The 13,543-nt window shown below is 42.7% G+C and carries 10 protein-coding genes, 3 tRNA genes and 2 pseudogenes; 9 read left to right on the plus strand and 6 right to left on the minus strand.

The features are described from left to right. The 3 genes and pseudogenes from DK423_RS05150 to DK423_RS05160 form a co-directional block, all read right to left on the minus strand. Positions 1-328: pseudogene (locus DK423_RS05150) on the minus strand (transglycosylase SLT domain-containing protein); the annotation flags it as partial. A 606-nt stretch (positions 329-934) separates the two neighbouring features. Continuing rightward, positions 935-1,008 (minus strand) — tRNA-Cys (locus DK423_RS05155). An 8-nt stretch (positions 1,009-1,016) separates the two neighbouring features. Beyond that, a tRNA-Gly gene (locus DK423_RS05160) sits at positions 1,017-1,092 on the minus strand. Positions 1,093-1,331: 239 nt separating this feature from the next. Between DK423_RS05160 and DK423_RS05165 the strand changes: the two genes are divergently transcribed. The 3 genes from DK423_RS05165 to trxA all read left to right on the plus strand — a co-directional run bounded on the left by DK423_RS05165 (position 1,332) and on the right by trxA (position 3,883). After that, entirely contained in the window at positions 1,332-2,441 is a 1,110-nt protein-coding gene (locus tag DK423_RS05165) for a methionine biosynthesis PLP-dependent protein (protein ID WP_005559116.1), read from the plus strand. A gap of 23 nt (positions 2,442-2,464) precedes the next feature. Then, on the plus strand, positions 2,465-3,460 hold the full coding sequence (locus DK423_RS05170) for a 2-hydroxyacid dehydrogenase (protein WP_032996863.1): 996 nt from the start codon (positions 2,465-2,467) through the stop codon (positions 3,458-3,460). A gap of 99 nt (positions 3,461-3,559) precedes the next feature. After that, positions 3,560-3,883 carry a thioredoxin gene (gene trxA, locus DK423_RS05175; RefSeq protein ID WP_032996856.1) on the plus strand — a complete coding sequence of 108 codons (324 nt, stop codon included), beginning with the start codon at positions 3,560-3,562 and terminating at the stop codon, positions 3,881-3,883. Positions 3,884-4,068: 185 nt separating this feature from the next. On the opposite strand, the gene rluC is transcribed toward trxA, so the two are convergent. Further along, positions 4,069-5,028, minus strand: coding sequence for a 23S rRNA pseudouridine(955/2504/2580) synthase RluC (gene rluC, locus DK423_RS05180; RefSeq protein WP_005559123.1), 960 nt, complete (start codon positions 5,026-5,028; stop codon positions 4,069-4,071). Between the two features lie 463 nt (positions 5,029-5,491). Between rluC and rne the strand changes: the two genes are divergently transcribed. Together rne and DK423_RS05190 are read left to right on the plus strand one after the other, a co-directional pair. Beyond that, entirely contained in the window at positions 5,492-8,383 is a 2,892-nt protein-coding gene (rne, locus tag DK423_RS05185; protein ID WP_005559127.1) for a ribonuclease E, read from the plus strand. A 92-nt stretch (positions 8,384-8,475) separates the two neighbouring features. Continuing rightward, positions 8,476-8,565, plus strand: a tRNA-Ser gene (locus DK423_RS05190). A 256-nt stretch (positions 8,566-8,821) separates the two neighbouring features. On the opposite strand, the gene DK423_RS05195 is transcribed toward DK423_RS05190, so the two are convergent. Together DK423_RS05195 and DK423_RS05200 are read right to left on the minus strand one after the other, a co-directional pair. Then, positions 8,822-9,211, minus strand: a complete 390-nt coding sequence (locus tag DK423_RS05195; protein WP_005559129.1) for a DoxX family protein — start codon at positions 9,209-9,211, stop codon at positions 8,822-8,824. A 79-nt stretch (positions 9,212-9,290) separates the two neighbouring features. Then, entirely contained in the window at positions 9,291-11,141 is a 1,851-nt protein-coding gene (locus DK423_RS05200) for a protein-disulfide reductase DsbD (RefSeq protein ID WP_005559131.1), read from the minus strand. A 163-nt stretch (positions 11,142-11,304) separates the two neighbouring features. Here DK423_RS05200 and DK423_RS05205 point away from each other — a divergent pair, with 163 nt between their 5' ends. The 4 genes and pseudogenes from DK423_RS05205 (at position 11,305) to arcA (ending at position 13,464) form a co-directional block, all read left to right on the plus strand. Then, entirely contained in the window at positions 11,305-11,874 is a 570-nt protein-coding gene (locus DK423_RS05205) for an LOG family protein (RefSeq protein ID WP_005559133.1), read from the plus strand. 211 nt (positions 11,875-12,085) lie between these two features. After that, complete coding sequence (locus DK423_RS05210) at positions 12,086-12,352, plus strand: type B 50S ribosomal protein L31 (protein ID WP_005559134.1); 267 nt, start codon at positions 12,086-12,088, stop codon at positions 12,350-12,352. Positions 12,353-12,361: 9 nt separating this feature from the next. Next, a pseudogene (gene ykgO / locus DK423_RS05215) lies at positions 12,362-12,498 on the plus strand (type B 50S ribosomal protein L36). 258 nt (positions 12,499-12,756) lie between these two features. Then, positions 12,757-13,464 carry a two-component system response regulator ArcA gene (gene arcA / locus DK423_RS05220; protein ID WP_005559138.1) on the plus strand — a complete coding sequence of 236 codons (708 nt, stop codon included), beginning with the start codon at positions 12,757-12,759 and terminating at the stop codon, positions 13,462-13,464. The last annotated feature ends 79 nt before the right edge of the window (positions 13,465-13,543 follow it).

Raw genomic sequence — 13,543 nt, forward strand, 5'->3', positions numbered from 1 at the left:
TAGTATCTTTTGAAATTACGCTAATAGGTTCTACAATGCCTGTGGAACGGTCAAAGCCTAAAATTGTAGGTTGACTACCCGTTACACCATATTTTGCAAAATTCCCTTTGTTCACTTGTCCCAACCCAACCGAATAATTCATTTTTTTAGCCTCAAGTTCATCTATGACTGATTCTGCTTCTTGGAGTGTTTTAGGCTGTTTAGCAAGAGGAATATCATTTACTACTGCGATAGCATAAGGATTATATGAGCTTTCTGTTTGAATTAATGCGTGAAGTGTTTCAATGTGAACTATTGTTGAGCAAGCTAATAAAATTTCAGGGACCATTAAATAGCAACCTTATTGTTATTACAAGCTAGGACGGTATTTAGAGATAATGCCATTAATAAGGCAATATAAAGATCAATTATCTAACAGGACGACCTTTTGTTTTAATGCTAACAATCATATTAGAATACTGACCGGGATCTTTTAAAACCGGTTTAAGGATACTGCGTTTAAACTCTCTAACTAAAATCAGAATATGAAGAACTTTCTCCATCATTATTAAATAAACTTTTTCAATTTGAATAAATAGGGTTGAACATATTCAATAAATACTAAGTCTAACGATTGCTCCATATTAGTCTAAATTAGATTTCTCGCTACATTATTTAAATTCGTCTGAGCAAGGAGTTCAAGAACTTCTATAAACCTAGTATAACCCTTATATATGAAACTTTCACTGTTTTATATTCTCTAGCCATTCCATTTTTAAAGTTTAAGAAAATTTAAACAAGCAAAACTATATAAATTAACTTTGTTTATTACTCCGTCAGTTTATGGCTACTGACTGTGAGTTCATTTGCTTTATAAACATTAAATCTTCTCAATTCCTTATACCCACGACTCCACCACTCGAGCTGAGTGACCGGCTAATTGCGTAGGGAGTTATGGAGGCGTGTCCCGGAGTCGAACCGAGCTACATGGATTTGCAATCCAGTGCATAACCGCTTTGCTAACACGCCGTTAGTTTTGGAGCGGGAAACGAGGCTCGAACTCGCGACCCCAACCTTGGCAAGGTTGTGCTCTACCAACTGAGCTATTCCCGCGTTTGTCTTTAGTGCGGTGCATTTTACTGACTTATCTAAAACTGTCAACAAACAATTAAAAAAAACGATGAGTTTGTTGAAAAAATACAAAAGGTTAAAATTTTTCCGGGGTTAAATTTTAGCTTGTGCAATCAAGTAGTTATAAAATATCCTTTTATCAGGAGGGAGTTTATGCCAGAATGAAGCACCTTTTTTGCAAAAAGTGCGGTATAAAAATATGTTGTTTTCGCGGAGGATTTATGACACAAAAATATGCGATTGATACCCTATTAGCCCAAGCCGGCAATCGCACTGACGAGCGCACCGGCGCCGTTTCCACTCCAATTTTCCTTTCTACCGCTTACGGGCACTATGGCATTGGTGAAAGTACCGGTTTTGATTATACCCGAACCAAAAATCCAACCCGCGCTGTATTAGAAGAGACTATCGCCCAATTAGAAAAGGGCGAGCGCGGTTTTGCCTGCTCTTCCGGCATGGCGGCAATTCAATTATTGATGTCATTATTTACGTCACCCGATGAATGGATTGTATCCAGTGATGTTTATGGCGGAACTTATCGTTTATTGGATTTTTGTTACAAAAACACCAACGGTGTCAAACCGGTTTATGTGAATACCGCCTCTGTTCAGGCGATTGAAGGGGCGATTACACCGAACACTAAAGCGATTTTTATTGAAACCCCCTCCAATCCGTTAATGGAAGAATGTGATGTGGATGCTATTGCCAAGGTGGCGAAAAAGCACAATTTATTACTTATTGTCGATAACACATTCCTCACGCCGGTGTTATTCCGTCCAATGGAACACGGGGCTGATATTGTGATTCATAGCGGAACCAAATATATTGCCGGACATAATGACGTTTTAGTCGGTTTGATTGTCGCGAAAGGGCAAGAACTGTGCGATCGCTTGTTTTATATCCAAAACGGTGCGGGTCCGGTGTTATCGCCGTTTGATTCTTGGCTAACCATTCGCGGTATGAAAACTTTGGCATTGCGTATGCAACGTCATGAAGAAAATGCCAAAGCGATTGCCGATTTTTTGCGTCAACAACCGCAGGTGAGAGATGTGTTGTATCCGAATAAAGGTGGTATGTTGTCTTTCCGTCTGCAGGACGAAAACTGGGTGAATGCGTTTTTGAAAGCGATTAAATTGATTACGTTCGCCGAAAGCCTTGGCGGCACGGAGAGTTTCATTACTTATCCGGCAACCCAAACACACATGGATATTCCGGAAGCGGAGCGTATCGCGCGCGGTATCACCAATAATCTGTTGCGTTTTTCCGTCGGCTTGGAAAATGTGGAAGACATCAAAGCGGATCTGGCACAGGCGTTTGCACAGCTTAAATAAATTTAATGTATTTGGAGGGCAAAATGAAAGTTGCAGTATATAGCACGAAAAGTTATGACCGAAAATATTTAGAGTTAATTGATGCTAAATATGGTTTAGATTTGGAATTTTACGATTTCATGCTCAGTGAGCGCACGGCAAAAATGGCGGAACATTGTGAGGCCGTATGTATTTTCGTGAATGATGACGGAAGCCGAAAAGTGTTGGAAAAACTCGCCGCACTTGGGGTAAAAATTATTGCCTTGCGCTGCGCCGGTTTTAATAACGTGGATTTAAAAGCCGCACAAGAACTCGGTTTGACGGTTGTTCGTGTGCCGGCATATTCGCCGGAAGCGGTGGCGGAACATACGGTCGGCTTAATGATGACGTTAAACCGTCGTATTCATCGCGCTTATCAACGCACCCGTGAAGCGAACTTCTCCCTGGAAGGGCTGATCGGTTTCAATATGCACGGTCGCACCGTCGGTGTTATCGGCACAGGTAAAATAGGTATTGCGGTCATACGTATTCTAAAAGGCTTCGGTATGCATATTTTAGCCTTCGACCCATTCAAAAATCCGGCAGCAGAAGAGTTGGGCACGGAATATGTCAGCCTGGATGAGATTTATCGACGTTCTCATGTTATTACTTTGCATTGCCCGGCAACACCGAAAAACTACCACTTGCTGAATCACGAAGCTTTTGCCAAAATGAAAGACGGCGTGATGATCATCAACACCAGTCGCGGTACGCTGATTGATACTAAAGCGGCAATTGATGCGTTGAAACAGCGTAAAATCGGAGCTTTAGGTATGGATGTATATGAAAACGAAAGGGATTTATTCTTTGAGGATAAATCTAATGAAGTGATTCTGGATGACGTATTCCGTCGTTTATCCTCCTGTCACAATGTGTTATTAACAGGACATCAGGCATTTCTAACGGAAGAAGCGCTAACCAGTATTGCCGATGTTACCCTGTCTAATATTTATGCTATTGGGAAAGGCAAACCTTGCAATAATGTAGTTTTGCCTTCTTAGCTTTTAACAATTAAAATAATTTGTGTTATTCGTATAGCGCTATGCTATTATGCGCAGGAAATTAAACACTAGTACACAACAGTAACAAAAGGAAAAAAAATGAGCGAAGTATTACATTCCAGCGATGCAACATTCGTTGCAGACGTTTTAAATTCAGAGGTCCCTGTATTATTAGACTTTTGGGCTACATGGTGCGGACCGTGCAAAATGATTGCCCCGATCCTTGATGATTTGGCGGTGGAATTTGATGGTAAAGTGAAAATTGTGAAAATCAATATTGACGATAACCAGTCCACCCCTGCACAGTTCGGCGTGCGTAGTGTCCCGACACTATTATTATTTAAAGATGGCAAACTGGTAGCAACCCAAGTTGGCGCCTTACCGAAAAATCAATTGGCCGCATTTATCAGCCAAAATATCTGATTTTAGTCAGAATAAAAACGCCGAGTATACTTTGCTCGGCGTTTTTTGTTCCATCGCATTAATCGCATTAAAAGTGCGGTCAGTTTTTCCGGCGTTTTTTTTAAAATGCTTGAGCTATTTATTCACCCTTCGGACCATTGTCAAAATCAACATTCAAAAAACATTATTTTTTGTGACCGCACTTTTTACTTCGTCTCACGCAACTGTTTCAGAATGCCTTTTATTTTTTCGTCTAATGGCGCGGTTAAACGTAACATTTCGCCGCTGTGCGGATGTTCAAAACGAATAGCGTAGGCGTGTAAAAATAAGCGATTTAATCCTAATTTCGCCATGTGCTGATCAAATTCTTTATCACCGTATTTACTATCAAACGCAATAGGGTGACCGGCATATTGGGTATGCACCCGAATTTGGTGGGTACGTCCGGTGACAGGTGACGCTTTGACTAGCGTGGCATTGGTATAGCGTTCTTCCACGGAAAAACGGGTTTCTGAGGGCTTGCCTTGCTCACTCACTTTCACGATCCGCTCACCGCCGGCAAGTTCATTTTTCAGCAAAGGCGCCTGCACCACTTTGCAGTGCGATTGCCACTGTCCACGCACGAGTGCCAAATAATCTTTTTGCACGGTTTTTTCACGCAGTTGTTCGTGCAGATTACGTAAAGCAGAACGTTTTTTTGCCACCAATAAAATGCCCGACGTATCGCGATCTAAACGATGAATCAGTTCTAAAAAACGAGCTTCCGGACGAAGTGCACGCAAAGCTTCAATGACCCCGAAATCCAACCCGCTGCCACCGTGTACGGCAATGCTGGAAGGTTTGTTGAGCACTAATAAATAATTATCTTCAAAGATAATATGTTGTTCCAGTTGGGCAACTTTCGTGAGCTTATTGGAAATCGTCGCCTGCGCTTTTTCCGCTACACGAACGGGCGGAATGCGCACCACATCATCCGCCAGCAATTTATATTCAGGCTTGCTTCTGCCTTTATTCACCCGCACTTCGCCCTTGCGCACAATGCGATAAATCAGGCTTTTTGGCACACCTTTTAAACGCGCCAGTAAGAAATTGTCTAATCGTTGACCGGCTTCATCGTCGCTGACAGTTAAAAATTGCACACTTGGGTTGATGATTTTTTCGCTCATATTTGCCTATTTATTGCCGCGGTTACAAAACTCGGCACGCATCATAGCATATCGCGCCATGGGTTTGAATGTGGTGAAGAGTATTCGTCGAATTATGATAACCGCCTTGCTAAAAATCCCTATTCGGGCGATAATAGTAAGTATTTTTAAGTTGTAAAAACGCTTAAAAATAAATACGTTATCATTGACGGAATATAATGCAGCATTCGGCATAAGACATTGATAGGTCAGTGATTTTTTAGCATCAAAATGAGCGTCGGCTTGCAGACCATTTTTTAACAGGTTTTGTTTTATTAAAATTTCGACATTCGATTGATTTTAATAGGTAGTCAATGCACCCAGCAGATGACGGTCGGGAAGACGGACATTCTGCGACAGACACGAGGTCGATTACTAAGCAAAGTGCGGTCATTTTTGGTGGAGTTTTTTTAGGGTTCGCCCTTTTTTATAAAAGAGAAAACGAATGAAAAGAATGTTAATCAATGCGACTCAAAAAGAAGAGTTGCGCGTTGCATTAGTCGATGGGCAACGCTTATTCGACCTGGACATTGAGAGTCTGGGACATGAGCAGAAAAAAGCCAATATTTACAAGGGAAAAATTACTCGGGTTGAGCCGAGTTTGGAAGCCGCTTTTGTGGACTACGGCGCAGAACGTCATGGTTTTTTACCGTTGAAAGAAATTGCACGTGAATATTTCCCGGCGGATTATGTATATCAAGGTCGCCCGAATATTCGCGATATTATCTCGGAAGGACAGGAAGTCATTGTTCAGGTTAATAAAGAAGAGCGTGGTAACAAAGGTGCAGCGCTGACGACTTTTGTTTCCTTGGCAGGAAGTTATTTGGTGATTATGCCGAATAATCCGCGCGCCGGCGGGATTTCCCGTCGTATTGAAGGGGACGAACGTTTGGAGCTAAAAGATGCGTTGAGTTCTTTGGATGTGCCTGACGGCGTGGGCTTAATCGTACGCACCGCAGGTGTGGGAAAGACCCCTGAAGAATTGCAATGGGACTTGAAAGTGCTGTTGCATCATTGGGAAGCCATTAAACAGGCGTCTCAAAGCCGTCCGGCGCCTTTTTTAATTCATCAGGAAAGTGATGTTATCGTGCGCGCCATTCGCGATTATTTGCGTCGTGATATTGGTGAAATCCTGATTGATAGCCCGCAAGTTTATGAAAAAGCCAAGGCGCACATTAAATTAGTTCGTCCGGATTTCATTAATCGGATGAAATTATATCAAGGCGAAGTGCCGCTATTCAGCCATTATCAAATTGAGTCACAAATCGAATCGGCATTCCAACGTGAAGTGCGTTTGCCTTCCGGCGGTTCTATTGTTATTGATGTAACTGAAGCTTTGACAGCCATTGATATTAACTCCGCCCGTTCCACCCGTGGCGGCGACATTGAAGAAACCGCGTTAAATACCAATCTTGAGGCTGCTGATGAAATTGCCCGTCAATTACGTTTGCGCGATTTGGGCGGTTTAATCGTGATCGACTTTATCGATATGACGCCGGTTCGCCATCAACGTGAAGTGGAAAACCGTATCCGTGATGCGGTGCGTCAGGATCGGGCGCGTATTCAAATCAGCCGAATTTCCCGTTTCGGGTTGTTGGAAATGTCCCGTCAGCGTTTGAGTCCGTCATTAGGCGAATCCTCTCACCACGTCTGCCCGCGTTGTCAAGGCACCGGCAAAATTCGTGATAACGAGTCACTTTCCCTTTCCATTTTGCGTTTATTGGAAGAAGAAGCGTTAAAAGAAAATACCAAACAGGTTCACACCATCGTTCCGGTGCAAATCGCGTCTTACTTACTCAATGAAAAACGGAAAGCTATTCATAGCATCGAAAAACGCCATAACGTGGATATTCTCGTGGTGCCGAATGAAGCTATGGAAACACCGCACTTTAGTGTGTTCCGTGTGCGTGATGGGGAAGAGGTTAATGAGTTAAGTTATAACTTAGCCAGATTACACCAGGATCAAGATGAAACCTTTGTGGCTGAAGAGTCTCTGGTTTCCCGTAACATTGACACTGCGCCTGCGGAAACGCCGGCGGTGGAAAGTGCGGCGGTTTCTTTATCCATTCCAATGCCGGCACCGGAGCCTGTTGAGCGTAAAGAGCAAAGCGGTCCGTCGTTGTTGAGCCGTTTATTGGCGGCGTTAAAAGGCTTATTTGCTTCCGAACCGAAACCGGAAGAGCAAAATAAGAAAACGCGTAATAACAATAGAAACAGTAACAATAATCGCAATCGTCGTAATCAGGAACGTCGTAATAATCGCCGTAACCGTAATGACAATGCGGAAAATGTGGTTGAAGAGCAAACTACAGAAAAGGCTGAGAAAGTTGAAAGCAGAAATCGCAATCAGGAGCGTAATGCCAAACGTAGTCGCAAACCTGAAGTGATTGAAGAGGTGATTAAGCCGGAGGCTTCCGTACCGGTTAGCGAAGAAAAGGCGGAGCCGACACAACGTCGTCAACGTCGCGATTTGCGCAAAAAAGTGCGTCTTAATGAGGAGGAAATGAATGAGGTTCTGCCTTCTAAATCGACAGTAGTACAATTTGCAGAAAACACCGTTGTTGAATCAAAAGCGGATGAAGAGATGATAGTGACGGATGTGGTTGATGTTGATGATAATGCTGAAGCCGATAAAGGGCGCGATAATTCACGTCAACGTCGTTTGCCACGTCATTTGCGCGTCAATAATCAGCGCCGTCGTCGCAATACGCAAGAAAAATCGCCGATGCCATTATTTGCGGCAGTGGCTTCACCGGAGTTGGCGAGCGGTAAAGTGTGGATCGACATGGGACAGTCAGTTCAATCAAAAGAAAATAGCTTCTTATCTGTTGATGAACTTCTTGAGCAACAAAATCAATCTGATGCAGGCGAACCGGATCAAAGTATCACTGTCACTGTGCCAGCGTTGGATATGATTGTTGAAAAAAGTAAAAATGATGTTCAGCCATTAACGGAATTTATTATCCAACCGGCAAATGATTCCGTTAAGAAAAAAGTACAGGCATCGTTACAACGCTTAAATAACAATGTGGTATCCGCTCCAATGGAAGCGACAGCGGAAGTGATTGTAACAATGGACGTCTCCGATGATGTGAAATTCATGGATGAAACTGACCGCACTTACGTGTTTAACGGACGTGTAGGGACATTCTCGGCAGTAGCCCACACTAAAGCAGAAGCGACTTTAGCGAAGTCTTCCGATGCACCGATTGCGACTTATCCGGTGCAAGAATGGCAGGAATCCCGTTATTATTTCTACGGTAAAGGCGCAGCAGGGCACCACGCCGCAATCAGCCATATTTACACCGAACCGACTAAAGCGGAAGCGGTGAAGTAATCGCTTGAAAATAAAGCAGTTAAATAGAATCTTGTATTTAACTGCTTGACTTGGTGTGGCAAAGTTCGTATTATTCACCTCGCTCAAAACGCGGAGGAATGGTCGAGCGGTTGAAGGCACCGGTCTTGAAAACCGGCGAGGGTTTGCGCCCTCCCTGGGTTCGAATCCCAGTTCCTCCGCCATATTCATAAAAGACGCTAAGTGAAGAACTTAGCGTCTTTTGCTTTTCTCATTTCCTTCTTTTTCCAGCGCGCTATATCATTTAATTTATGCATGTAAATCACGTACTGGCGAGTCTGCGGTTATCCGATTCTTGTATCCCTTGTATCATTTTTAAAACAACTTGAATATCTACCGCACTTTATTTTATTTAGTTGATTTCTGGCAATAAAAAAGGATTAGGGGTTGCCTAATCCTTTTGCCGAAATATTGTAGAAGTTATTTTTTACCGATTTTATTATCTAATGCAAAGGCACCGGCGCCTGAGAAAATAAAGTATAAGAAAATGAAGCAGTATAAAAATGCCGGTTCACCTTCTTTCAAGAGTGGGTATGGGGAAGCATGGAACATGAAATAAGCTATCGCCATTTGCCCGCTTAGTAAGAACGCAGATACGCGGGTAAACAAACCTAAAATCAGTAGGATACCGAACACCAGTTCAATCACACCACCAACACCCATTAAGGATGCCGGTTGAACGGAACCATTGCCGCCGGTCACGGAAATCGGGAATTCCCAGAATTTTGCCGTAGCATGTAATACGAATGCGTAACCTGAAGTAATGCGTAATAAGCCTAAAAAGTAATTACTGTATTTGTTTAAAAACATTTTTCCTTCCTTAAATAAAATAATGAAAATTGAAGGCGCGTATGCTAACAGTAAATTTAAAAGAAAAAAACAATATTGGTTAATTATTTAAAGCTTTTGCTGCTTGTAATGTTCGTAAAAATGCTTCTCCGTCCATAAAACCGGTAATGCGGTGCGATGAAATTTCTTTTCCCTGTGGGTTAAAAAGCATCAATGTCGGTAAGCCGGTTACTGAAAATTGCTTCATTAAAGTGCGGTTTTTTTCGCTGTTGTTTGTCATGTCGATTCTTAACAGTAAAACGTCTTTTAAAGCGTCTTGCACTTGTGGTTCTGCAAAGGTTTTATGTTCAAATTCTTTACAAGCGACGCACCAATCTGCGTAAAGATCCAATAGCGCCAGTGGTTTCGGGTTCTTCGCTAATACCAGTTGTAACTCCTCGTAGCTTTGCACGGATTGAAATTCAAGTGAATTTTTATTCATAAGCTCACTCGTTCGCTTATTCACCCCTGAAGGGGCCGTTGGCGAAGCCAACGTTGAAAAAGCGTTGCTTTTTTTGACCGCACTATGGGTTTCTGCGTGGAGGGTATTATTTTGCCACAGCCAATTTTGGAGTGGCTGCGCCAGCGTGATGGCGGCAATCAGAAAAAGAATACGGAACAGTAAACCCATACCGTTGGTGCGCATTTGAGTGGTGAGCCAAATAAAGAAGCTGGCGCCAAGCAGCGCCCATAAACGCGGTTCCCAGTCCAATGGAAGAACGCGAGAAAGCAGAAAGACCGGTAAAGCAAGCATCACAAAGCCGAAGGCAGTTTTCACATTCTCCATCCAGGCACCGGATTTCGGCAGGATTTTGTTACCGAAGACAGTAATCAGAATTAATGGTAAGCCCATGCCAAGTGCCAATAAATAAAGGGTTAATACGCCGATAACAAAGTCTCCCGATTGCGCTACATAAAGCAATGCACCGGAAAGTGGTGCGGATGTGCAGGGGGAAGCGACCAAGCCCGCGATGGCACCCATGGCAAATACACCGAAAAACGCGCCACGTTTTTGTTGTTGACTTAATTGAGTCAGCTTGGTTTGTAAGGATGGCGGCAATTGCAAAGTAAATACGCCGAACATAGAAAGTGCCAGCAAGGTAAACACCACCGATAAGCCGATTAACACATAAGGGCTTTGCAACGCCACTTGGAACGGTAAACCGATAAGCACGACCAATAAGCCCAGGAGCGTATAAGTTAGCGCCATGCCTTGCACATACACGAAACTCAGAGCAAAGGCGCGCCAAGTATGGCTATGTTCCGTTCTGTTGCCGATGACAATCGCCGATAACAGCGGCAACATGGGCAACACACAGGGGGTGAATGCCAAACCGATGCCCAGTATAAAAAACCACAACATGGCATATTTGCTTTGGAATAAACTGTCGGCAAGCTGATTTTGTTGAGATAAATAAACACTTGGATTTTTGACCGCACTTTTAGTTTCTTCTTTAGCTGTCAGTGAAGTTTCTACGGCATTGTGTGGCAGTCCGCCAAGCGTAAATTGTTTAGTTTTTGGCGGATAACAAAAGCCGGGAGTACAACCTTGATAAGTGACTTCCAGAATATCTTGCGGTTTGCTATTTGGCAATGACAGGCGTAAAGGAAGTTGGTGCTTGAAGATTTGTACCGTGCCAAAATATGGATCTTCGTATTGTTCTGCCCGGCTTAAAAATTGCGGTTGGCTTTCAATGGGCTGTCCATTAAGGGCAAATTCCAGTTTGTCCTGATAGAGATAATAATTTTCGACGATTTGCCAATTAAGTGAAATGTCGTTGCCGTGTTGTTCTGCCTGAAGTTGAAACGCTTGATCGACCGGTAAGAATTTCGGCTTTTGGTTAAACAGATCCACGGCTTGCGCATTGAATATCACGAAAAAGCAGAGGATAATGAGGAGAAATTTTTTCATAAAACGGTTGCTATCTTCTATAAAATGCTGCCCATTCTAGCATTAGCAAAAATAAATTGCTGTAAAATATCATGCTTTAGAGGTTGTTATACCTATTGTTGCGATTTATTCCGTATGGAGTTCGGCGTAAAATTTATCAATGCAAAATAACTGAGGTAATCAAATGAACATTGCGGTTTATTGTGGCGCGGCACTCGGTAATTTACCGAGCTATCGCCTGGCGACCATTCAATTAGGCGAATGGATTGCGCAACATCGGCATACGTTGGTTTATGGCGGTGGCAAGGCGGGATTGATGGGCGTGGTGGCAGATACGGTACTTTCCAACGGCGGCACCGTTATTGGTGTGATCCCTGAATTTTTACAGGCGCGGGAATTGACACACCAAGGTTGTACCGAAATTATCATTGTGAACTCCATGTCGGAGCGAAAAACCAAAATGCTGGCATTAGCCGACGCTTGTATTGCCTTGCCGGGTGGACCGGGTACACTGGAAGAAATCAGCGAAGTCTATTCTTGGGCGAGAATCGGTAAAAATCCCCATCCTTGTATTTTATTTAACCAAAACGGTTTTTATGAACCGCTGAGAAGTCAATATCAAAGCATGGTCACTGCCGGTTTCTTGACGCAAAGTCATTTTGATAAACTATTATTTAGCATAGATCTTATTGAGATAGAACGTTTTATTCTTGATTATCAAGTGCCTGAAATTCGTAGTTATGAAGATGTGTAAAAAGTGCGGTCAAAAATAAAGTTGTTTTTCTATGAGAATCAACCCGGTGGGTTTTTCGTACATTACATGATTTTTCTTATTACTCCAATCTAAGTTGTTACTTTTTTCGGTATCTTATTTTTTATTTTAAAATAAGTTTGCTTCCATGAATTTTTTTGTGTAAGATGGCGCGCATTGTTATTTTTCACTAAAAAATAAGGATTGCAGAAAAATGAAAAAAGGTATCCATCCGGAAAATTATCGTACCGTTCTCTTTTATGATTCCAATGCCAAACAAGGCTTTTTGATTCGTTCCTGTGCCAGAACCACCAACACCATGAAATGGGAAGATGGCAAAGAATATCCGGTCTTTATGTGTGATACGTCCTCCGCCTCACATCCATTTTACACCGGCAAAACCAGACAGGTCGCCAACGAAGGGCGCGCCAGTGATTTCGCCAACCGTTACGGCAAATTCGGTGCATTTAAATCAAAATAAGGAATCCTCATGCAAGTATTATCTTCATTAAAAAGCGCCAAAACCCGCCCGGTTGTAAAGTCGTACGCCGTCACGGTGTGGTTTATGTGATCTGTAAAGAAAATCCACGTTTTAAAGCGCGCCAGGGTGGCAAGAAAAAACGTTAAAAAAGTGTTCCAGTTTTTGTGTGTAACTTTGAGCTGTGCGCTCAATTATCCTCCGATGATGCATTGCATCGGAGGATTTTTTATTTTGGTAACAAGAGATTGAAGTATGAAATTTTATGACTTAGATCATAAAATTAAATTCTAATATGCCGAATTATGCATTTTTTTATTGTTACAATAATGTTGCAACTATAAAATAGAGTTTATTTAAATAACAGCCTCATGGAAAAACTATAACGACAAAATAAGGATTTGCCAATGCAAACACCACGAATTTTAATCGTTGAAGATGAAACGATCACCAGAAACATGCTAAAAAGTATTTTTGAAGCGGAAGGATATGACGTATTTGAAGCGTCGGATGGTACGCAAATGCACCAAGTGCTGGATACCGAGGATATTCATTTAGTGATTATGGATATTAATTTGCCGGGCAAAAACGGCTTAATGCTTGCCCGTGAGTTGCGTGAAAATGCGGACATCGCGCTGATGTTTTTAACCGGTCGCGATAACGAAGTGGATAAAATTCTAGGCCTAGAAATCGGTGCCGACGATTACATCACCAAACCTTTCAATCCGCGTGAATTAACGATTCGCGCCAGAAACCTGTTGCAGCGCACTATGCAGGAAAATCAACGCGCGCACCATGTGGAACAATATAAATTTAACGGCTGGACGTTGGATTTAAACAGCCGCACGTTGGTTACGCCGGAAGGCGAGGAGCGCAAATTGCCGCGCAGTGAGTTCCGCGCTATGTTACATTTCTGCGAGAATCCGGGCAAAATTCAAACCCGTGAAGAATTATTGAAGAAAATGACCGGGCGTGAGCTCAAACCGCAGGATCGTACGGTGGATGTGACTATTCGTCGAATTCGCAAACATTTTGAAGATCATCACGACACACCGGAAATCATAGCCACGATTCACGGCGAAGGTTATCGCTTCTGTGGTGAATTGGAATCCTAAAGGAAAATCAGCGCATAATGCGCTGATTTTTTATGCGGAAAGCAAAAAAGTGCGGTCATAAAAAACAATGTTTTTTTCG

This window comes from Aggregatibacter actinomycetemcomitans, assembly GCF_003130205.1.
GTDB classification, from domain to species: Bacteria; Pseudomonadota; Gammaproteobacteria; order Enterobacterales; family Pasteurellaceae; genus Aggregatibacter; species Aggregatibacter actinomycetemcomitans_A.